The sequence below is a fragment of the Pseudoalteromonas caenipelagi genome (genome assembly GCF_013140855.1).
GTDB lineage: Bacteria > Pseudomonadota > Gammaproteobacteria > Enterobacterales > Alteromonadaceae > Pseudoalteromonas > Pseudoalteromonas caenipelagi.
Map to the genome: position 1 here is coordinate 407,200 of NZ_JABBPG010000001.1, position 22,549 is coordinate 429,748.

Annotated in this window: 21 protein-coding genes; 8 read left to right on the forward strand and 13 right to left on the reverse strand. The window is 40.8% G+C overall.

Annotated features, from left to right (window positions below; all coding sequences use genetic code 11):
• Positions 1–225 precede the first annotated feature (225 nt).
• The 9 genes from pyrF to gyrA all read right to left on the reverse strand — a co-directional run bounded on the left by pyrF (position 226) and on the right by gyrA (position 10,541).
• The gene (gene pyrF / locus HG263_RS01725; RefSeq protein ID WP_171624360.1) at positions 226–930 is read right to left on the reverse strand and encodes an orotidine-5'-phosphate decarboxylase; all 705 of its coding nucleotides are present in this window, start codon (positions 928–930) and stop codon (positions 226–228) included.
• A 105-nt stretch (positions 931–1,035) separates the two neighbouring features.
• Positions 1,036–2,172 (reverse strand): lipopolysaccharide assembly protein LapB, encoded by a 1,137-nt coding sequence (gene lapB / locus HG263_RS01730; RefSeq protein WP_171624361.1) that lies wholly within the window; start codon positions 2,170–2,172, stop codon positions 1,036–1,038.
• Positions 2,173–2,174: 2 nt separating this feature from the next.
• Complete coding sequence (locus tag HG263_RS01735; protein WP_171624362.1) at positions 2,175–2,438, reverse strand: LapA family protein; 264 nt, start codon at positions 2,436–2,438, stop codon at positions 2,175–2,177.
• A 21-nt stretch (positions 2,439–2,459) separates the two neighbouring features.
• A complete protein-coding gene (gene ihfB, locus HG263_RS01740) occupies positions 2,460–2,747 on the reverse strand; it encodes an integration host factor subunit beta (protein WP_171624363.1) in 288 nt (95 codons plus the stop codon).
• Positions 2,748–2,806: 59 nt separating this feature from the next.
• Positions 2,807–4,474, reverse strand: coding sequence for a 30S ribosomal protein S1 (rpsA, locus tag HG263_RS01745; RefSeq protein ID WP_171624364.1), 1,668 nt, complete (start codon positions 4,472–4,474; stop codon positions 2,807–2,809).
• A gap of 92 nt (positions 4,475–4,566) precedes the next feature.
• The gene (gene cmk / locus HG263_RS01750; RefSeq protein WP_171624365.1) at positions 4,567–5,280 is read right to left on the reverse strand and encodes a (d)CMP kinase; all 714 of its coding nucleotides are present in this window, start codon (positions 5,278–5,280) and stop codon (positions 4,567–4,569) included.
• A gap of 151 nt (positions 5,281–5,431) precedes the next feature.
• On the reverse strand, positions 5,432–6,709 hold the full coding sequence (gene aroA / locus HG263_RS01755; protein ID WP_171624366.1) for a 3-phosphoshikimate 1-carboxyvinyltransferase: 1,278 nt from the start codon (positions 6,707–6,709) through the stop codon (positions 5,432–5,434).
• Positions 6,709–7,791, reverse strand: a complete 1,083-nt coding sequence (serC, locus tag HG263_RS01760; RefSeq protein ID WP_171624367.1) for a 3-phosphoserine/phosphohydroxythreonine transaminase — start codon at positions 7,789–7,791, stop codon at positions 6,709–6,711. The genes aroA and serC overlap by 1 nt, the downstream gene beginning before the upstream one ends.
• Positions 7,792–7,859: 68 nt before the next feature.
• Complete coding sequence (gyrA, locus tag HG263_RS01765) at positions 7,860–10,541, reverse strand: DNA gyrase subunit A (protein ID WP_171624368.1); 2,682 nt, start codon at positions 10,539–10,541, stop codon at positions 7,860–7,862.
• Positions 10,542–10,726: 185 nt separating this feature from the next.
• Between gyrA and ubiG the strand changes: the two genes are divergently transcribed.
• The 7 genes from ubiG to HG263_RS01800 all read left to right on the forward strand — a co-directional run bounded on the left by ubiG (position 10,727) and on the right by HG263_RS01800 (position 17,543).
• The gene (ubiG, locus tag HG263_RS01770; RefSeq protein ID WP_171624369.1) at positions 10,727–11,437 is read left to right on the forward strand and encodes a bifunctional 2-polyprenyl-6-hydroxyphenol methylase/3-demethylubiquinol 3-O-methyltransferase UbiG; all 711 of its coding nucleotides are present in this window, start codon (positions 10,727–10,729) and stop codon (positions 11,435–11,437) included.
• Complete coding sequence (locus HG263_RS01775; protein WP_171624370.1) at positions 11,434–12,081, forward strand: HAD family hydrolase; 648 nt, start codon at positions 11,434–11,436, stop codon at positions 12,079–12,081. Before ubiG ends, HG263_RS01775 begins: the two co-directional genes overlap by 4 nt.
• A 360-nt stretch (positions 12,082–12,441) precedes the next feature.
• Positions 12,442–14,727 carry a class 1a ribonucleoside-diphosphate reductase subunit alpha gene (gene nrdA / locus HG263_RS01780; RefSeq protein ID WP_171624371.1) on the forward strand — a complete coding sequence of 762 codons (2,286 nt, stop codon included), beginning with the start codon at positions 12,442–12,444 and terminating at the stop codon, positions 14,725–14,727.
• Positions 14,728–14,778: 51 nt separating this feature from the next.
• Positions 14,779–15,909: a class Ia ribonucleoside-diphosphate reductase subunit beta gene (gene nrdB, locus HG263_RS01785; RefSeq protein WP_171624372.1), complete on the forward strand. Its 1,131-nt coding sequence runs from the start codon at positions 14,779–14,781 to the stop codon at positions 15,907–15,909.
• On the forward strand, positions 15,909–16,181 hold the full coding sequence (gene yfaE / locus HG263_RS01790) for a class I ribonucleotide reductase maintenance protein YfaE (protein ID WP_171624373.1): 273 nt from the start codon (positions 15,909–15,911) through the stop codon (positions 16,179–16,181). Before nrdB ends, yfaE begins: the two co-directional genes overlap by 1 nt.
• 502 nt (positions 16,182–16,683) lie before the next feature.
• Positions 16,684–16,983, forward strand: coding sequence for a hypothetical protein (locus HG263_RS01795; protein ID WP_171624374.1), 300 nt, complete (start codon positions 16,684–16,686; stop codon positions 16,981–16,983).
• Between the two features lie 23 nt (positions 16,984–17,006).
• Positions 17,007–17,543, forward strand: coding sequence for a DUF924 family protein (locus HG263_RS01800; protein WP_171624375.1), 537 nt, complete (start codon positions 17,007–17,009; stop codon positions 17,541–17,543).
• 52 nt (positions 17,544–17,595) lie between these two features.
• On the opposite strand, the gene HG263_RS01805 is transcribed toward HG263_RS01800, so the two are convergent.
• The 4 genes from HG263_RS01805 to HG263_RS01820 form a co-directional block, all read right to left on the reverse strand.
• On the reverse strand, positions 17,596–18,138 hold the full coding sequence (locus tag HG263_RS01805) for a GNAT family N-acetyltransferase (RefSeq protein WP_171624376.1): 543 nt from the start codon (positions 18,136–18,138) through the stop codon (positions 17,596–17,598).
• A 195-nt stretch (positions 18,139–18,333) separates the two neighbouring features.
• Entirely contained in the window at positions 18,334–19,575 is a 1,242-nt protein-coding gene (locus HG263_RS01810) for an amidohydrolase family protein (protein WP_171624377.1), read from the reverse strand.
• 12 nt (positions 19,576–19,587) lie between these two features.
• On the reverse strand, positions 19,588–20,970 hold the full coding sequence (locus HG263_RS01815) for an amidohydrolase (protein WP_171624378.1): 1,383 nt from the start codon (positions 20,968–20,970) through the stop codon (positions 19,588–19,590).
• 125 nt (positions 20,971–21,095) lie between these two features.
• Complete coding sequence (locus HG263_RS01820) at positions 21,096–21,890, reverse strand: hypothetical protein (RefSeq protein ID WP_171624379.1); 795 nt, start codon at positions 21,888–21,890, stop codon at positions 21,096–21,098.
• A gap of 270 nt (positions 21,891–22,160) precedes the next feature.
• Here HG263_RS01820 and HG263_RS01825 point away from each other — a divergent pair, with 270 nt between their 5' ends.
• Positions 22,161–22,520, forward strand: a complete 360-nt coding sequence (locus HG263_RS01825) for a DUF3718 domain-containing protein (protein ID WP_171624380.1) — start codon at positions 22,161–22,163, stop codon at positions 22,518–22,520.
• Positions 22,521–22,549: the final 29 nt, after the last annotated feature.

Below are 22,549 nucleotides of genomic sequence, written 5' to 3' on the forward strand. Positions count from 1 at the left end.
TAAGCCTCTAGTAGGTTTTGTGACTTGCTACGCGTGATGGTGTGTGAACATAAAATAAGGGGGCGTTTTAAAAAGGAATTAAAAAACATGTAACTCGTCTCCAATGTAATAAGGAGCAAGTATAAATAAGCAGCGGTTAAGGTGAGGTTAAGATGGTAAGTCGTTGAATGTTATAGTGTTACAGTACACCTAGTTAAAACTAAGTGACTGTAACTAGAAAATAAACTAAGCAATAGAAGCGTTAATTTCCTGCAAGGTAGCAACAGGATCGCTCGCTTGAGTGATAGGTCGACCAATGACTAAATAGTCACTGCCCGCGGCAACCGCCTTTTGTGGTGTCATAATACGCTTCTGATCACCAGCATCACTGCCTGCAGGTCGTATACCTGGTGTAACCAACTTAAATGAATCGCCTAATTGAGACTTAAGTAAATGTGCTTCTTGCGCCGAGCATACTACACCATCAAGACCGGCTTCTTGAGCAAGCTTTGCTAGGTAAACAACTTGATCTTGGGGCGTTTTTTCAATACCTAAGCGTAGTAACTGACCTTGGTCCATACTTGTAAGTACCGTCACAGCGATGAGCATTGGCGCGTTTTCACCATATTTAGCGAGCGCTTCTTTGGCTTTTTGCATCATTTCAAAACCACCGCTGGCATGTACATTCACCATCCATACGCCAAGCTCAGCAGCAGCTGTTACCGCCTTTGCGACAGTATTAGGAATATCATGAAATTTCAAATCTAAAAAGACATCAAAGCCTAACGCTACTAACTCTTTAACAAATTCAGGACCAAAGTAAGTGAACATCTCTTTGCCTACTTTTAATCGGCACTCTGAAGGTGAAAGCTGTTTTACAAAGTTCAGTGCGGCTTGCCTATCGTCGTAATCTAATGCGATAAGCACTTTTTTATTATCATTTTGAGACATAGTATTCCTACATTGACAGTCGGTTCTAAAATAAAGCGGAACTTACTTTGAGCAGTATTATAACGGAAACTTTATAACTTGACCTGAGATTTTAGCAAAATCTGATTAATAGCCGTCTAACCCTTTGCTTGGCCCAATTGTTTCCCAATGCTTGCAAGAAGGGCATAGCCAATAAAGAGTATGACTTGTAAAACCGCAGTGTTGGCATTGATATTCTGGTTTAGTGGCAATGTAAGAGGTAACGAGCTTATCAATTTCAGATAAAACATCTTTTATTCTGTGGTTGTTATTACCCAAAAGCTGTAATAGAAAACTAAAGCCTCTGATTGATGGCTCTCGTTTTAAGCTGTCGGTCAGAAACTCTATCGCCTTTTGTTGTTCTTCGGCCTCTAATAACGCTTGGCAATACTTGATACGAATTAGCACCCCTCCTTTTGGCATTAACTCTTCAATTAAGTCATCAAATTGGTGTTTTAAATTTAATGCATGATAACTGTGTTCAAGCTCATTAATGTACAGAGGTGCTGTATTGGTGTTCGCCACAATAAGCTTACGCCAATAATATATCGCTTTAAGATGATCTTGTTTTGAATATGCATCTTTGCCCAATTCATAGAATGGTCGCACGATATTGTGCTCGAGTGCACAGGCTTGTTCCATGAGCTTTGAATTATCATCGGCAAGTGCAGTTTCACAATAAAAATTGGCAATTGCCGCAAAATGCTGCTGCTTGGTAAACAATTCACGATGAGATTCATACATATTAATGCCCTTTCGCCAATCCCGCATTTGCGAATAAAGGTTAATAATAGGGTCTAATGCTTCTACATTGTGATTTTTAACTAATACAACTAGGTGTTCTTCTGCACTATCTAAAAGCCCAGCTAAAATATAATCCTGTGCAAGTTCCAAACGGCACGACGCCATATCACTGGCACTTAAATTTGGCTGGTTGAGCAATAGTTCGTGTATTTTAATAGCTCTATCTAATTCGCCACGTTTGCGAAATAAAGTAGCTAAAGTGAGGTAGTGCTCAACTGAATCAGCCGACACTTCTAAAAGCTCTATCAGATGCTCAAGGCCTTGATCTTCTTCTCTATCAAGTAAGTACTTAAGACCTTTGCTATATTGCGAGGTAATCTGGCGGTTCAGTTCTAGAGCTTGATTTTTTGCACTATTTTTACCCATTACATAACCGTATGCGGCTGCAACAGGGAGCAATAAAAACAACAGCTCAGTCATGGTCAGCGTTCAGCATCAGTTGTCATCTGCCGATGACTTTTCTTTAGCCGATAGTTTTGCCACTTCAACTTCGAAAATACCGCAACGCTTACCACACACCCAATAAATACACCAATTATAAAACAGACACTCATTAAGGTTGATAAGGGTAATGTGCTACTTGCAAAAATATAGTTAACGTTCACTGCGTCTGGATTTTGAGTACCAATTACAAAAGCCAACAAAACTAAAACTAGCGCCAATCCTTTTTGAACTACCTTAACCAAGTGTTACTCCATATATCTGGTTTATTTAAGACTTTCGTTTACGCGATCACGTAATTCTTTACCAGGCTTAAAGTGAGGTACATATTTACCATCTAACTCTACCGTTTCGCCTGTTTTTGGGTTACGGCCAGTACGAGGTGAGCGATAATGCAATGAGAAACTACCAAAGCCACGGATTTCAATACGATCTGAGCTTGATAATGAACCTGCCATTTGTTCAAGAATTTCTTTAACTGAGTTCTCTACATCCTTAACAGGAATATGCGCATGTTGCTCTGCTAGTTGTTCTATCAATTCTGACTTTGTCATAATGTTTCCTTAGATAAAAAAGGAAGGGCTAAAGTGCCCTTCCTATATAGACTTATATATTAGTCTTTTTGAGCGTTTTTGAAAGCTGCTGCCATTGCGTTTTCGAACGCAGGCTCTTCTTTCTTCAACTTCTCAAGAACTTCTTTCTCTTCAGCTTCGAACATTGCTTTAACTGATAGGCTGATAGTACGGTTCTTACGATCAACACCTACAAATTTAGCTTCAATTTCGTCACCTGCAGAAACAACAGTCGTTGCATCTTCGATACGCTCTTGAGCGATGTCAGCTACACGAATGTAACCTTCAACACCTTCGATAAGCTCAACAGTTGCGCCTTTCGCGTCAACTTCAGTCACTTTACCTTTAACAATAGCACCTTTTTTGTTTGCGTCTAGGTAGTTATTGAAAGGATCTGCTTCGATTTGCTTAACGCCAAGTGAGATACGCTCACGCTCTGGGTCAACTTGAAGAACGATCGCTGTGATTTCATCGCCTTTCTTGTACTCACGTACTGCTTCTTCACCTGGAGTGTTCCAAGAGATGTCAGAAAGGTGAACAAGACCGTCAATACCACCGTCAAGACCGATGAAGATACCGAAGTCAGTGATTGACTTGATCTTACCAGTAACTTGGTCGCCTTTGTTTTGAAGACGAGCAAATTCTTGCCATGGGTTTGCGATACATTGCTTAAGACCTAGAGAAATACGACGACGTTCTTCGTCGATTTCAAGAACCATAACTTCTACAGTGTCGCCAAGGCTAACAACTTTTGAAGGGTGGATGTTCTTGTTAGTCCAATCCATTTCAGAAACGTGTACTAGACCTTCAACGCCTTCTTCGATTTCTACGAAACAGCCGTAATCAGTTAGGTTAGTTACACGACCAGAAAGCTTAGCACCTTCTGGGTAACGGCCAGCGATAGCTGCCCATGGATCTTCGCCTAATTGCTTAAGACCTAGAGAAACACGAGTCTTCTCTTTGTCAAACTTAAGTACTTTAACAGCGATTTCATCACCAACATTTACGATTTCTGAAGGGTGCTTAACACGCTTCCACGCCATGTCTGTAATGTGTAGTAGACCGTCAACGCCACCTAGGTCAACGAACGCACCGTAGTCAGTAAGGTTTTTAACGATACCTTTAACTTCTTGACCTTCGATAAGGTTTTGAAGAAGCTCTTCACGCTCTTGTGAATTTTCTGATTCGATAACTGCACGACGTGAAACAACTACGTTGTTACGTTTTTGATCAAGCTTGATTACTTTGAACTCAAGCTCTTTGCCTTCAAGGTGCGCTGTGTCACGTACAGGACGAACATCAACAAGTGAACCAGGTAGGAACGCACGAATAGTATCAACTTCAACAGTGAAACCACCTTTAACTTTACCGTTGATAACACCGATAACAGTTTCTTGCTCTTCACAAGCTTTTTCAAGGCGGATCCAAGCTTCGTGACGCTTCGCTTTCTCGCGAGAAAGGATAGTTTCACCAAAGCCGTCTTCAATTGCATCTAAAGCTACGTCTACTTCGTCGCCAACAGCAACTTCTAGTTCACCAGCAGCATTTTTGAATTGCTCTGCAGGGATAGCACTTTCTGATTTTAAACCAGCATCAACAAGAACAATGTTGTTCTCAATTGAAATAACAGTACCTTTAACGATAGAGCCTTGCTCTGCTTCAAAACCCTTTAGGCTTTCTTCAAATAACTGCGCAAAATTTTCTGACATACTAAATACGTCTCATAAATTAATATTCCAATTAGCAACCATGCTGCATGGGGTAGTTAAAAAAACACAAGCTTCCTGCCAGTGCGAAAAAATTAGAGTAAACGCGATTTCTCGAGCTTTCCTGAAACTACTGCGTCGTCAAGTATCGACATTACTTTCATAAATACTTGTTGTGCATCCAGTTGCGTCGTATCGATCACGATTGCATCATCTGCTGGAACAAGCGGCGCGACTTTGCGATTCATATCGCGATCATCACGAGCTTTAATATCCTCAAGCAGACCACTTAGTGTAACATCTAGACCTTTAGCATTCAACTCTAAGTAGCGTCTATTAGCCCGCTCTTCAGCGCTTGCTGTAAGATATAACTTAATTTCAGCATCAGGGAAAACCACAGTTCCCATATCTCTTCCATCGGCTATTAAGCCTTGCTCACTTCGAAAAGCACGCTGGCGACGCAACAGTGCCTCTCTCACTCTGGGCAATGCGGCAACCTTTGACGCTGCAGATCCGACTTTTTCGTCACGTATCGTGCTACTTACATCTTCGCCTTCTAAAATAACTTTGCTTTTTTTAGAAACAGGATCTATTAAAAATTGCACATCTAAATTGGCTGCTAATGGAACTAACGCTTCTTCGTTATCCAATGCAATTTGATGGTGTAGAGCTGCAAGGGATAAAACGCGATATATTGCACCGCTGTCCAATACATCCCAATTTAGTTTTTCAGCTAACAAGCGACAAACTGTTCCTTTGCCTGATCCACTTGGGCCGTCTACGGTGATAACTGGCATAGATGCCGGCATTAAAACCTCCTGAAATGCTCACCTGAGATAAATCGCGAGTATTATACGCAAGTTAAATGAATTTATCCTTATTAACGTGTAACTTTTTGTTAGATAGACACTAATATGAGGGGTTACGCGGCTTTTCGCAGCATAACCCCTTTTCATTTAGCTAAACACTGATTGAAGATAGAGTGTCAAAATAGGTAGGGAATGTTTTCGCCGTGCAGCCAGGATCATTGATAATAACTTCATGACCTCCTACTGCAACCATTGAAAAGCACATTGCAATACGATGGTCATTATACGTGTCTATATCAGTTAGATTAATTGTCTGTGGTGGCGTAATTTCAATAAAGTCCTCACCTTCGACCACTTCTGCACCAACTTTTCTTAACTCCGTTGCCATCGCAGCTAATCTATCTGTTTCTTTTACACGCCAATTATAGATGTTCCTAATTGCCGTAGGACCTTTAGCAAACAAAGCCACTGTGGCTAAAGTCATGGCAGCATCAGGAATGGCATTAGCATCAATATCGACTCCTTTAAGCTCACCTTTACGGACCACTAGTTTTTCATCATGCCAGTCAATTTGCGCACCGACCTGCTCCATAACACGGGCAAAGCCGATATCACCCTGCACACTATTTTTGCCAACGCCGTTTATTTCTACTTCGCCGCCGGCTATAGCTGCTGCAGCAATAAAATAGGATGCAGAGGAAGCATCTCCTTCAACCATAATTCTTTGTGGCGATTGGTAAACTTGCCCACCTTTGACGCTAAAGGTTTGATAGTTATCGTTGATGACGTCGACCCCAAATTGCGCCATTACACCGATGGTAATATCAATATATGGCTTTGAAACAAGTTCACCTTTAATGGTAACTTTGGTGTCACCTGCAAACAAAGGTGCAGCCATCAGTAAAGCAGTCAAAAACTGACTTGAAATACTACCGTCTATTTCTACCTCTCCACCATGAATTGCTTTACCAGCTATACGTAGTGGTGGATAGTCTTTATTCTTTAGATACTCGATGTCAGCCCCAAGCGCTTGCATTGCGTCGACTAGGTGGCCAATTGGGCGCTCTTCCATACGCGGCTCACCAACCAATTCAAAATGACCCGATGTAGCTGCAAGCACAGCCGTTAGAGGACGATATGCGGTGCCAGCATTACCCAAAAATAAGGGCTCGTTTGGTGTGTTTAATTTCCCTGCACAGCCTCTAACTGTCGCGACCGTTTTATCTTCGCTGAGCGTTACTTCGACTCCCATCTGTGCAAGCGCACTTAACATATGCCGAATATCGTCGCTGTCCAACAAGTTATGTACCTGAGTTGTTCCCTCAGAAAGGGCTGCAAGTAATAAAATGCGATTAGATAAACTTTTAGAGCCAGGTAAAGTGACACTGCCTGACACTTTAGTTATTGGTTTAAGAGTTAACTGCTCCATCAGCTATGCTCCTTAGCAAATTTATCCATAAATGTAACCAAAGCTTCGATACCGTCAATAGGCATTGCGTTATATATACTCGCTCGCATACCACCCACTAAACGGTGGCCTTCTAAGGCTACTAACCCTGACTTTTCAGCTTGCTTTAAAAAAGCATCATTTAACGAGTCATCTTTTAGCCAAAACGGAACATTCATTAGTGACCGACAATGCTTAGCAACTTTATTGCTATAAAAATCCGATTTATCGATATAGTCATACAGAATCGCGGCTTTCGTTTCGTTGTGCTTTTCCATTGCTTTAACTCCACCTGTAGCCTCTAGGTGTTTAAATACTTCAGCGGCGAGATACCAAGCAAACGTAGGTGGAGTGTTATACATGCTGCCTAGCTTTGCTTCAATCGCATAATCTAGGATAGAAGGACGTGGTAAACCTTCTCTTTCGAGTAAAGCTTTTCTCACAATAACGATACATAGGCCTGAAGGACCTATATTTTTTTGTGCGCCAGCATAGATAATATCAAAATCATCAACATTGATTTCACGTGACAAAATAACCGATGACATATCTGCGACTATTGGGGCATTTGGATGTTTTGGTACATCAAAAATCTGAATGCCATCGATTGTTTCATTGGGGCAGTAGTGTATAAAAGAAGCATTACTAGGTAGCGGCCACTGCGATACGGGTTTAATATCAAAAAAACCATCTTTATCACTGCGAATATTGATACCTTCAACATTTGTAAACTTCGCACCTTCTATAGTCGCACCATTGGACCAAATACCGTTTTCGATATAGATGCCAGGTGCATCATCTAGATGCAAATTAAGCGGCACAGCAGCAAATTGACCTCGGCCACCGCCGTGCATAAACAGCACTTCAAATTCATCTGAGATATTCATTAAACGGCGTAAGCTGGCTTCACATTCTTTAACCATTGCTAAAAAAGGTGCAGAACGATGACTAACTTCCATCACCGATACACCTAAATTTTGCCAATCTAAAAACTCTTGCTGTGCTTTTTTCATTACCTCAGGTGGTAACATGGCAGGACCTGCACAAAAGTTATATACCGTCATTATTCCTCATTCCTAAACAACTTTATATTTTACCAATAAAAAAAAGCGGCCGAAGCCGCTTTTATCACTTATTCACCTTGTGAATCGTCTGTTGTATTCACCGGTGTGTCCTCAGATGCTGGTAACTCGTTACCCTCACCTTCAGGAAGTTCTTCAACTGCTATTTCTTCGATACGTTGTAAACCAACTACTTGCTCATCGTCAATAGTTCTGATCAAAATTACCCCTTGGGTATTACGACCAACCGTTGAAACTTCGCTTACACGAGTACGTACTAGTGTACCTCGATTCGAAATAAGCATAATTTCATTGTTATCTTCAACCTGAACCGCACCGACTACAGCACCGTTACGCTCACTCACTTTTATCGACACAACACCTTGTGTTGCACGGCTCTTAGCCGGGTAATCTTCTAGTGGTGTACGCTTACCATAACCATTTTCAGTTACAGTCAAGATAGCACCATCATTTTTAGGTACAATGAGCGAGACTACTTTTACGTCATCTGGCATCTTAATACCACGGACACCCGTAGCCGTACGTCCCATTGGACGAAGCGCTAACATTTCTTCACCAGTTTCAGGGTCTATTTTAACTTCACCTGTTTCTGAATCACGAAGCTTTTCGTTAAAGCGAACCACCTTACCATGATCAGTAAACAGCATAATATCGTTGCTGCCATCGGTGATATCTGCACCAATCAAGCAATCGCCTTCGTTTAAGTTGATTGCGATAATACCGCTTGCGCGTTGGCGACTGTATGCAGTTAATGGTGTTTTCTTAACAGTACCGTTCGCTGTTGCCATCAATACGAACTTATCTTCTTCATATTCACGTACTGGCAAAATTGTTGTTATGCGCTCATTTGCCTCTAGTGGCAACAAGTTAACGATAGGTTTACCACGAGCAGCTCGTGATGCCAACGGTAACTGATATACCTTTAACCAATACATTCGGCCAGCTGTTGAGAAGCACAAAATAGTATCATGGGTATTTGCAACTAACAGACGTTCGATGAAGTCTTCATCCTTCATACGCGTTGCGGCCTTGCCTTTACCACCACGACGCTGTGCTTCATAGTCGCTTAGCGGTTGATACTTCACATATCCTTCATGGGATAAAGTAACAACAACGTCTTCTTCATTAATTAGGTCTTCTAGACTGATATCATGCGCAGCGGCACTTATTTCTGTACGACGCTCATCACCATAGGTATCTTTGATGATAACCAACTCATCACGGATCACTTCCATCAAACGTTCAGGTGTTGAAAGGATATATAGTAGCTCTGCAATAAGTTCTAGAAGTTCTTGGTATTCACCTAATATTTTCTCGTGCTCTAAACCTGTAAGCTTATGTAGGCGTAAATCTAAGATTGCTTGAGCTTGTTGCTCTGACAAGTGGTATTGGCCATCACGAATACCCAGCTCTGCAGCTAACCAGTCTGGTCGTGCTACATTATCTTCGCCAGCTTTTTCAAGCATGCTCTTAACCGTGCCTAACTCCCAAGGGCGAGCAAGTAAGGCAGCCTTTGCTTCAGCAGGGCTTGGGGACTTGCGGATTAGTTCGATGATTGGGTCTATGTTTGCAAGAGCGATTGCAAGACCTTCTAAGGTATGAGCTCGATCTCGAGCTTTCCGTAAATCAAATACCGTACGACGTGTTACTACTTCGCGGCGGTGAATGATAAACGCTTCAAGCATTTCTTTTAGGTTAAAACACTTAGGTTGGTTATTATCCAACGCAACCATGTTCATACCAAATACAGTTTGCAACTGTGTTTGTGCATATAGGTTGTTTAGAATAACTTCACCAACTTCACCGCGCTTTATTTCAATAACAATACGCATACCGTCTTTATCAGACTCGTCACGTAATGCACTGATCCCTTCTACCTTTTTCTCTTTAACAAGCTCAGCTATTTTTTCGATTAAGCGCGCTTTGTTAACTTGGTATGGGATCTCGTGGACGATGATGGTTTCTTTACCCGTCTTTTCATCCACCTCGATTTCAGCGCGAGCACGAATATAAACTTTTCCGCGTCCGGTTTTGTACGCCTGCTCAATACCCTTTTTGCCATTGATGATAGCCGCTGTTGGAAAATCAGGGCCAGGTATATATTCAATTAGATCTTCGATCGTCAGATCAGGATTCTGGATCAATGCTAAACAACCATTGATCACTTCGGTTAAATTATGCGGTGGTATATTTGTTGCCATACCAACGGCAATACCAGATGAACCATTAACCAACAATGCAGGAACTTTGGTAGGCAATACATCAGGAATTTGTTCTGTGCCATCGTAGTTAGGCACATAATCAACGGTTTCTTTTTCGAGGTCAGCCAAAAGCTCATGTGAGATTTTCGCCATACGTACTTCTGTGTAACGCATCGCTGCGGCTGAATCGCCGTCTACCGAACCAAAGTTACCTTGGCCGTCTACCAGCATGTAACGTAAAGAAAATGGTTGCGCCATACGTACTATGGTGTCGTAAACCGCACTATCACCATGCGGGTGATATTTACCGATAACATCACCGACAACACGCGCCGACTTCTTATAAGGCTTATTCCAGTCATTTTTAAGTTCGTTCATGGCGAACAATACGCGACGGTGAACGGGTTTTAAGCCGTCACGTACATCTGGTAATGCACGACCAACGATTACACTCATTGCGTAGTCTAAGTACGAATTTTTGAGTTCATCTTCGATATTGACTGGTAGGATTTCATTGGCGAGATCAGTCATTTGATTCCACTTTCCTTCAGTGTCTACCTCTTTTATGTCACACTATCGCGTGGCGAAGAGGTTGAGTTATTATTAATTCTGGGTAGCCATGCTAACACACTTTTAAACAATTTACAGGCGCAAAGTTTTAGTGATTTTAATCTGACCCCTCTTATAATGCGCTCAGATTAACGAGGAAGTTTTTTATGACCGAACATCAAAATGTAGACCCACAAGAAATCGCAAAATTTGAACAAATAGCAGAGCGTTGGTGGGATACTGAAGGCGAATTTAAGCCTTTGCATGACATCAACCCACTGCGCTTAGATTTTATTAACGACAAATGCCAAGGTCTTTTTGGCAAAAATGTACTCGATGTGGGTTGTGGCGGCGGCATTCTTACTGAAAGTATGGCCAAATTAGGTGCCAATGCTCAAGGCATAGACATGGGACAAGAACCTTTAAACGTCGCTAAGCTGCACAGTTTGGAATCTGGTGTAAAGGTGGATTACCAAAAAATTCCCGTTGAAGAATTTGCAGCGCAGAACCCTGAAGCGTTCGACGTAGTGACCTGCATGGAAATGTTGGAGCATGTACCAGACCCGGCTTCTATCATCAACGCAGTTGCAGCATTAGCAAAGCCAGGAGCAAGCGTTTTCTTCTCTACTCTAAATAAGACAACAAAAGCATATTTAATGGCGATTGTTGGTGCGGAGAAAATTCTAAAGATGGTACCAGAAGGTACTCACCAGCACGATAAGTTTATTCGTCCATCCACTTTGATTACTTGGGCTGAGCAGGCTGGACTAAAAGTTAGAGCAAGTGCAGGTATCAGTTACAATCCATTGAGCAAAACTTTCACTCTCAGTGACGACGTTAGCGTGAACTACCTACTTCACTTTGAGAAATTAGCATGATTGAAGCGGTTATTTTCGATTTAGATGGCACTTTACTTAATACGTGTGATGACTTAGGTGCAGCACTTAATCATACCTTGCAATTACATGGCATGCCGTGCGTACCAAAAGAGGTATACAGCCCTGCAATTTCAAATGGCGTTCAAGCGCTGTTAGAAGTTGGCTTCAAAGACAGCCTAGAAAACCATGACCTCTCGGCTCTAAAAAAGTCAGTTCTTGATTATTATGCTAGCAATATTGCCGTGTTTAGTCATTGTTTTGAGGGAATAGGCGCGCTATTAGATGCACTTGGCAATAGGAATATCAAAGTGGGGATCATGACTAACAAGCCCACTTTTTTAACGATGCCATTACTACAACACATCGAAGAGTTAAAACATATAGAGGTTGTTGTGTGCGGTGACACGCTGGACGAAGCGAAACCTTCTCCAAAACCTCTATTGCATGTAGCTGAACAATTAGGCGTCCAGCCTAATGCTTGTTACTACGTTGGCGATGCCGCAAGAGATATTGAAGCAGCAAAAGCGGCTAACATGCACTCCGTTGCCGCATTATGGGGTTATGTACCAAGTGAAGAGGTGGCACTGAGTTGGCAAGCAGATCTGAATTTAACTAACCCAGAATCGCTAATTTCACATATATAGTGTACAAATAAATGACAAAGCACTATATCTAGTGCTTTGAACCCGGAACCACTCCAGATTGTGTAGAAAAAAATCAGTTAGAATTTTTTTTGAATTTACTAAAAAATCCGACCATCTTGGTTGATTTTTTTAAGGTGTGTTTAATGATAAATCCTCAAAGGTTAATAGCCACTAACACGAGTGATTTATCCTTAACTTATCCACAATTGTGAGTAAGTTGTTCTATTGCAAATTTAGCGTAACCCCACTATCTTGTGATCCACGGTATGCTCATCACCATATATAGTGGTGAATAGATAAACAATAAGTGTGAACCGTGCGTTTACCAAAAAACAATTCCGAAGGAATACAGGCGCAACTATGAACCAACAGTTATCTGTCAGCAAAAGAAACGGCCGCAAAGAGCCTCTTGATTTAGATAAAATCCACCGCGTAATCACTTGGGCAGCGGACGGGTTAAACAATGTTTCTGTGTCTCAAGTCGAACTCAAATCGCATATTCAGTTTTATGACGGTATTCGTACCGAAGACATTCATGAGACAATTATTAAAGCAGCTGCAGATTTAATCGACAAAGAGTCACCTGATTATCAGTACTTAGCTGCGCGCCTTGCAATTTTCCACTTGCGTAAAAAAGCATACGGTCAATTTGAGCCACCACGCCTTTATGATCACATTACTAAGCTAGTTGAGGACAAGCGTTATGACCCTCATTTGCTAGTAGATTACACTGAACAAGAACTTGATGAACTAGATAGCTATGTTGACCACAGTCGAGATTTAAACTTCAGCTACGCTGCAGTAAAACAGCTAGAAGGTAAATACTTGGTTCAAAACAGAGTTACTGGTGAAATTTACGAAAGTGCTCAGTTTCTATATATTTTAGTTGCAGCGAGTTTATTCTCTGATTATCCAAAAGAGACGCGTTTAAGCTACATAAAGCGTTTTTATGATGCTATTTCGCTGTTCAAGATCTCATTACCAACGCCAATCATGGCAGGCGTACGTACACCAACTCGCCAATTTAGCTCATGTGTATTAATAGAATGTGGCGATAGTCTTGATTCAATTAATGCAACATCGTCTGCTATCGTTAAGTACGTAAGTCAACGCGCTGGTATTGGTATTAATGCTGGTCGTATTCGTGCACTTGGCAGCCCAATCCGTAACGGAGAAGCGTATCATACGGGCTGTATTCCTTTTTATAAGCACTTTCAAACAGCTGTTAAAAGCTGTTCACAAGGTGGGGTTCGTGGCGGTGCCGCAACACTATTCTACCCACTTTGGCACTTAGAAGTTGAAAACTTACTGGTACTTAAAAACAACCGTGGTGTTGAAGAAAACCGTGTTCGTCATTTAGATTACGGCGTACAGTTTAACAAAACAATGTACTCTCGCTTAATCAAAGATGGTTACATTACCTTGTTCAGCCCTTCAGATGTGCCTGGTTTGTACGATGCATTTTTTGAAGATCAAGAAAAATTCGAATCATTATACGAACAATACGAGCAAGATGAATCTATTCGTAAAAAACGTATTAAAGCCATCGAGCTTTTCTCGATGTTTGCTCAGGAGCGCGCAAGTACTGGTCGAATTTATCTTCAAAACGTCGACCACTGTAATACGCACAGTCCGTTTGACTCTAAGGTTGCGCCAATTCGTCAATCAAACTTATGCCTTGAGATAGCGCTGCCAACTAAACCACTAAACAATGTAAATGACCCTGAAGGTGAAATTGCATTGTGTACTTTGTCAGCATTTAACTTAGGTGCGTTAAATTCGCTTGACGAGCTTGAAGAGCTTGCAGAATTAGCAGTGCGTGCACTTGATAACCTACTTGATTTCCAAGACTACCCGGTACCTGCAGCCAAAAATGCTACCATGGGGCGTCGCACACTAGGTATTGGTGTGATTAACTACGCTTACTACCTAGCTAAAAATGGCGTTAAGTATTCAGACGGAAGCGCAAATGGTTTAACACACCGCACGTTTGAAGCGATTCAGTATTACCTCATGAAAGCGTCAAACGAATTGGCTAAAGAGCGTGGTGCATGTCCGCTATTTCATGAGACTACTTATTCAAAAGGTATCATGCCAATTGATACTTATAAGCGAGACTTAGATAAAATTTGTGAAGAGCCTCTTCTTTTAGATTGGGATGGCTTACGTCAAAGCATTAAAGAGCATGGTATGCGTAACTCTACGTTATCAGCATTAATGCCTTCTGAGACATCATCACAAATCTCAAACGCGACCAACGGTATTGAGCCGCCTAGAGGCCATATTAGTGTTAAAGCAAGTAAAGATGGTATTCTTAAGCAAGTGGTTCCTGAGTACGACCGTCTGAAAGACAATTACGAGCTGCTTTGGGACATTCCATCAAATGATGGTTATCTTGGATTAGTCGGAATCATGCAAAAATTCGTCGATCAAACGATCTCTGCAAACACTAATTACGATCCAAATAAATTTGAAGGCGGTAAAGTTCCAATGAAACTACTGCTCAAAGATTTATTAACGGCATACAAATTAGGTGTTAAAACACTTTATTATCATAATACCCGAGATGGAGCCTCAGACTCACAAGATGAGCTGAAAGCCCAACCGGAAGATGATGATTGTGCAGGCGGCGCTTGTAAAATATAAGTATATGCGGGTCGATATGACCCGCTGTTTTTGGTATTGAGTGTATTAAATATGTCTTATTCTACTTTTAGCAGAAATCATAATGATCAGTTAAAAGAGCCAATGTTTTTTGGCCAAACCGTCAATGTTTCTCGTTTCGACCAACAAAAATATCCCATCTTTGAAAAATTAATTGAGAAGCAGCTTTCCTTCTTTTGGCGTCCAGAAGAAGTGGATGTCAGCAAAGATAGGTTAGACTTCCAAAGTCTTCCAGAGCACGAAAAACATATATTTTTAAGTAACCTAAAGTATCAAACGCTACTCGATAGCGTGCAAGGGCGCTCTCCTAACGTTGCACTGTTGCCTATCGTCTCTCTACCTGAATTAGAAACGTGGATTGAAACCTGGGCGTTTAGTGAAACTATTCATAGCCGCTCGTATACACACATCATCCGCAACGTGACTCAATCACCTGAGTTAATCTTTGACGATATCGTTACCAACGAGCGTATCAATAAACGTGCTGACGCGGTTACTCGCTATTACGATGAATTAATCGAAAAAATATCCTTATATAACCTTCATGGCGAAGGCAAGCATGAAATAAACGGTGAAACGGTTGTTATCAATCTGTTTGAACTGAAAAAGCTACTTTATCTTTGCGTAATGTCTGTCAATATTCTTGAAGCTATTCGTTTTTATGTTAGCTTTGCATGCTCTTTTGCGTTTGCTGAGCGCGAATTAATGGAAGGTAACGCTAAGATCATTAAGTTGATTGCTCGTGACGAAGCTCTGCACTTGTCAGGTACTCAGCACATGCTCAACATAATGCAAGATGGTAAAGATGATCCCGAGATGGCGATCGTTGCGGCTCAATGTCAAGAGCAAGCAATTGCTATGTTTGTTGAAGCTGCAGAGCAAGAAAAAGAGTGGGCAGAATACCTATTCAAAGATGGCTCGATGATTGGTTTAAACAAAGATATTTTGTGTCAGTATGTTGAGTATATCACCAATGTCCGCATGAAAGCTGTTGGCTTGCCAGCTCAGTTTGAAAATAAGACCAACCCTATTCCTTGGATTAATGCTTGGTTGGTCTCTGACAACGTGCAAGTTGCACCTCAAGAAGCAGAGATCAGCTCATACCTTGTGGGTCAAATAGACTCTGAAGTTGACGCGTCTGAGTTTGGTGACTTTGATTTGTAATGAGTGACAATCCCTGTCATAAAATTACAATGGATAGCCATGATGAGCCGCTTGAATTTGCGGCTCAATCCCCTTCTCTTCTCGATACATTAGAACAAGCAAATATAGAAGTTGCCTATCAATGTAGAGAAGGGTTTTGTGGTGCATGTCGTGCTAAATTAGATGAAGGTGAAGTGAGTTATAATCAAGAGCCACTGGCTTTTGTTCGTGATGGCGAAATTCTATTATGCTGTACTAAACCGCTGACTGATATTAAATTGACCTTACTATAGCGCACTGCGACATTAAAATATGTGGCAATATCCATATTGCGAAATAATTATATTTTTTCTATCTCTAGCTTTTTAAATAACATGTTTGATAACCCACCTGACCCTTTTAATATGTATTATTAAGAGTCATTTAGCAATATTAATTGTATAGTCATTCCACTTCAGCCCTTCTTAAAGTAACACTTTTGTTCTTACGTTATTCAATTGCAGTACGGTATATAAGTACACTTTAGAATAACCACAGACATAACTAGTCGAAAATAAAAAACACTTTTGTATTATAATACCTCATTAAATAATCGTGATGAACATTTACATGTACAAATGTGTAGTTTATAAATTTAACACCTATATGCTAGCTGAGTTGTCATATTCTAAGCGAATTACTCCCCTGTATTGAGTATTACGTAATTTAGTACGTAAAAAACAATTCGACTCCCAAAGCGCTTCGCTGTAATATTTCGTAGATGCAAATTTTTAGTGCAGATAGGGAGCTTCGTTCATGCAAGAGCAAATAATATTATCATCGTCGGCAATTAATCAGGTCGGCGCGGCCAAATGTGATGGTACACTTTCAATCACAACTCAACATTTAGAGTTCAAACCGCTTAATACACAATTAAGCCTAGGTTCTATTAAACTAGATCGTAACGAAATAGAGTCTGCAGAGCCCTGTATAGGAACGGGCGGAGGCATTATCCCAATCTCAGCTGACGCAATAAAAATAACGCTTAAGAATAAAAAGCAATATGAGTTTATACTTACAAATAAAGAAGTATGGCTGCAACAGCTTAATAACTAATGCCTTACTTTTAGGGGGCTTTTGTGATTAGTGACGTTTTAAACTTTTGGTTTAAAGAAATTGATGTCAAGCTTTGGTGGAAAAAAGATCCTAATTTTGATGAACTTATCAAAAAGCGCTTTGGCACACTACACCAAAGTGCAGCGCGATGTGAGCTTTACCATTGGCGCACAACCCCTCAAGGAAGCTTGGCTGAAATCATAATACTTGACCAGTTTTCTAGAAATATATACCGAGACACACCAAAAGCGTTTGAGAACGATTCACTTGCCTTAACATTGGCCCAGTTTGCTATCGCTCAAGGTCAAAACACTATGCTGCCTAAGAATAGAAGAAGCTTTATGTATCTTCCATATATGCATAGCGAATCACAAGCTATTCATACTCAAGCCGTTGAGCTATATAAAGCTTTAGGTAACGAAGATAATTTAAGTTTTGAGCTCAAGCACAAAGCCATTATCGATCGGTTTGGGCGATATCCTCATCGCAATGCTATTTTAGGTCGAACATCAACCTCTGCAGAGCTTGAATTTTTAAAACAACCTAATTCAGGCTTTTAAGTTCAAACAACGCACAATGATGTTAACTCGGTATACTCTTTTTAGCGACTTTTCAAACAGCTGATAAGTTCCGTTTCATTGGTACAAATGTGACCGATAATGTGTCTGTCACAGGGTACTCTATGGCCTCTTCGGCAACAAAGCCATGACGTTCATATAACTTCACTCCAGGTAGTGTTGCCATTAATTCTAAAGATTGGAAACCTTTAGCTCTGGCTTCTTTTTCGCATTCTTGCATTAGCACAGAACCAAGTCCTTGGCGCGCATAACTGGGTTTTACAAAAAATGCTCGAATTTTTGCAGCATCTATATCGGGATTAAGTTCTTTTGGTGATCTGTTTGGCTCTCTATCACTACCAAATAATGTGCTACGAAAACTCCATCCTCCGCATGCAATGAGAAGCTTATCATCTTCTATTACAAAATAGCTCTGATCTTTAATAAGTTGTGAGTCTACACCTAACGCCGCTTGCAGTGCACCTTCAATTTGCTCTTTAGAATAATCCTCTGACGAGAGTTTTCTCGCAGATTCGGCTATTAACATTTCTATTTGAGCAATATCGCTTAAGGTTGCTATTCTTATTCTATATTTCATATATTAAACCGCCCTTACTATATAAAAAGTCAGTTTTAAATTAACTTATCAATCAATAACAGTAAATGACTATTTAAATTTATAGTTATAAAAAAACTCTGATATTTCCTTGGTTATGAAACCCCATATTCGTATATTAATAACACAAAAAAGCCCAGCTATAGCTGGGCTTAAATTTTAAATAATGTTGGCCTATTATTTTGTATAAGCGCGAGGAAGTTTAGAGTCCGTTGTATAACGTTCACGAAGCATGTCGTGACGAGACTCAGTGCTCACCTGTTCACCATTGATCCACACTTTTTCTATATGAGTACTTAACTCAAATGGATCGGCGCTCCAAAGGACTAGATCAGCACGTTGGCCGACCGCGATTTTACCACCATCAATTTCGAATGCTTCAGCAACATTGCTGGTAACAGCTTTAATAGCACTATCAAAACTCATCCCATTTGATACGGCAATACCCGCATCATAGCGAAGTTGATAAACATTATGACTGCCATCGCCGAACACTGATAGCAACACCTTAACACCCGCCTTTTCTAACTTACCAGCATTTTCCAAACTGGCATGTATTGCATCAAAATCAGTCGGAAGATTCGATACGCCACTCACTATCACAGGGATCTCAGCTTGTGCGAGCTTATCGGCAACTAGCACCGCATCAGATCCACCACGAATGATTACGTCTAAAGAAAACTGTTGTTTCAGCTTGATCACCTGCACGATATCAGCAGCACGATTAACATCAATAACTAACGGCATTTTCGCTTCTAGCAATTGCGTTAATACACGCTCTTCACCAGACGGCTTGTCTTCTTCTTTGTCGTCTTTTTTATCTTTTTGCTTTTTAAGCTTAACTTGCTGACCTTCAAGCTTTTCAATTAGCTGCTGAAAAGACAACGCTCGTGACCCTTTACTTTTAGCACCTAAGTCAATTACTAACGCTGTATGTTTATCAGTGACACTATCAAAACCGCCGCTTAAGTCAGCTGTAAATGCAAGCCCTGAGTAAACACCATCATAATTAATAGGTGATACTACATTTTGTGTGATCCCGCCTTTTCGTGCATAGGCAATCAAAGAGGAGCGTGGATTAAATGCATAACTAGGGTCAAAATCTAGTCCAGCTTTTTCGTCTGATGCATCACGCGAACGTGCCACAGCCCCTACTTCAACAAGGCCTAATTGGTTCATTGAGCCAATGAAACCAGGGGTTAAAACCATTCCTTCACCACTTACAGTTACGTCTGCGTCAACGCTCTGTGGATTTATAGCTTTGATTTTTCCATCTTCAATTACAACTGTTGCATTATTTAAGGTTCCCTGCTCTGTTGCAGTATGAACCGTTGCGCCTGTAATAGCCGTAATTTGTGCAAAGGCAGCTGAACTTGAAAGCAGCGCACCAGTGATAATAGATAACTTTAATTTAGTCATTGTGTGCGCTCCTTATTTTTGACCTAGCATGAAATCGCTAACTGCTTGATACTTTTCATCGTTACGGTCATATACTTTTGCACCGTCGATATATACATGCTCGGCTTTAGCGTACACGCTAAATGGGCTTTGGTTCCAAATAACGACATCAGCTTGTTTACCCGCCTCAATTGACCCTGTTTTGTCTGCAATACCCAAAGACTTAGCAGCATTATAGGTTATCCATTGGATCGCATGCTCTTCAGATATATCAAAGCCTTTTTGATTTGCGTTGTACATCACCTTACCAGCTTCTTGATTCAGGCGCTGAATCGTAGTGTCTGAGTCAGAGTGAATGATTGCACATGAGTTTTTAACGGCATCAACGATGGCTACATTTTCATGAACCATGTCATAGGCTTCCATTTTAAAGCCCCACCAATCTGGCCAAAGAGCCGCACAGTTTCCATTTTCGGCCAATAAGTCAGCCACTTTATATGCTTCAATACCATGGTGGAATGTTCCAGAGTGATAATTAAACTCTTTACCTAGGTCAATCATCATGGCCATTTCTTCGGCTTTATAACAATGGTTATGGATTAATATTTCACCGTCAAGCACACCACGTAACGTATCTAGTTTAATATCACGCTTTGGTGCATCAGGGTTCATACCTGCTGCATATTCTTGCTCATAGCGCTCCCAAGCTCGCTTGTACTCAGAGGCTTCTATCCAAGCTTCACGATAACCCGCCATATTACCCATACGAGTATAAGGCGCGACGCCTTTACTTCCGTATACACGTTTAGGGTTTTCACCACAAGCCATCTTCAAACCATATGGTGCCTCAGGAAATTTCATCGCTTGCATGGTGTGTGCAGGAACATTTTTCAATGTCACACTACGACCGCCAAACAGGTTTGCCGAGCCGGGTAAAATCTGTAACGTAGTAATACCGCCTTCACGTGCACGGTTAAAACCTGGATCCTGTGGCCATACAGAGTGTTCAACCCACACTTGCGATGTATTGGGGTTTACCATTTCATTACCATCAGAATGAGATTCTACTGATGGGCTAGGATAAGCACCTAAATGTGAGTGCACATCGATAATACCAGGCGTTACCCATTTACCTTTTGCATCAACAGTGGTTTGTGCTTCTACGTTCAAATCAACACCAACTTGACTGATTTTACCATCTACTAGGTATACATCAGCGTTATCTATACGCTCACCCGTACCTGTTAATACCGTAGCGTTGGTAATCAGTGTTGTGTTCGAAGGTAATGGTTGATAAGTACTAGGATAAGGATTCTTTTCAATCGTCACTTTTTCTTTTTGCGGACCAGTATCTTGACAGCCCGCGAGCGCTGCACTCAATGCTAGCACCAAAATGGAAGGAGCAAATTTTTGCATTGTTTTATCTCTATTTGTTTTTATTTCTCAATAACTGTAGCGAAACTCAAGTGAAAATGCGAAACAAATACCTCCAAACGCATTTATTCGCGATGAATTTCTTATTTTACAATTCACTTTAAAACTTAACGAGCAATATAGTCTTGATATAGCTTAGCAAGCGCAGCGTCTATGTCTAACTTTGCATCTCGTTTCATTAGTTGCTCGGTAGCTCTGGCAACAAAATCTGAGTTTTGCTTGTGCTGCTTGGCAAAGCCCTGAATTTTAGTTTTGGCGGCGTCAAGAGTCTGAGGCATACTATACCTATGCTTGTATTGACTTAATGCTTTGTCAAAATCACCATCACATTCTTTGACCAACAAATCGTAAAACTTGCTTTTATTCACACCACAATTTTCGAAACAATATGCCATAGCCGCATCAAAACTAGGAAACTCATGCTCTGCTACAATAAAGCTCTGCTTAGCGTGTGGTTTGTCAAACTCAGCTTCGTCACTTTCTAACAAAAATGGGATAAACTCTAAACGCTGTGCGGCCTCCTTTCCAAGTGCCATGCCTGCACTAATGCTATGCGCAAACTCTGGGCTCATTTCATCAAGCTCTGATTCATGCCACATATAATGTACTTTCAGCGCTTTTGCATATTTGTTAGAAAGTTTAGCCTTTAACTTTTTAACCCGCGCGTCTAAGCTCAATACCCGCTCATTATGTAACAATGCAAAACACTCATAGCACGATGGAACAGTGATAAAATCGGCTTGCTCGTCAAACTCAAGGACAAGCTCTGCATGCTCTAGTGGTGGGCAAAAGTCTACATCTGTAGCTTCACAGCCACAGTAATAGCAAAGTTTTGCATGCTCAACTTGTTTGGCTATGCCTTGCTTATAATATTTTTTTAGCGTCGCTTTGTAAGTTTTCATTACACTCTCATCATTTGGTAACTAAAAACCATTTATTTGAAAACCAGCATTTACACTCATGAAAACGAAATGTAAAAGTAAAAAAAATCATAAAATAAAAAACTAAAGTTGTGTCTAAATACACATATATTTTCGTTATTAATCAGTGCATTAAATATTATCAGTTACATCCAAATACTTGCTTACATTCTCACATCATTGCTTTACAGCATCTTTCACTGAGTCAGTCATAATTAACTCGAACCCAAACTAAACCCGTGGAGAAACATCATGAAAAAGCTAACTACTTTTTGTGCATCAGCAACACTTTTAGCTGGCCTGTTGGCTGGTACAGCAAATGCAGAACAATTTGTTGCAGCAGACAACACTATCGAAACTGAGTTATGCATGGCCATTACAGAAAATGATTCATTCAATTTACGCAAAACAATGAAAGCGCACCGTATTGGACTAAGAGTTATGCAAAATGAACTGACTTGTAACAACATGTCTGCTGATAAATTTATTGCTGTACATGGCTTTGACAACTCTGCGCATTCACTCAATGTCGATTTGAACACCGAAACGCACATTAAAGACCTAAGTGCCCGCCACGAAATAGGTAAAACAATCGTTGTGTCAGGCTCTTAAGTTATGAAAAAACAATATTCGATATAGTA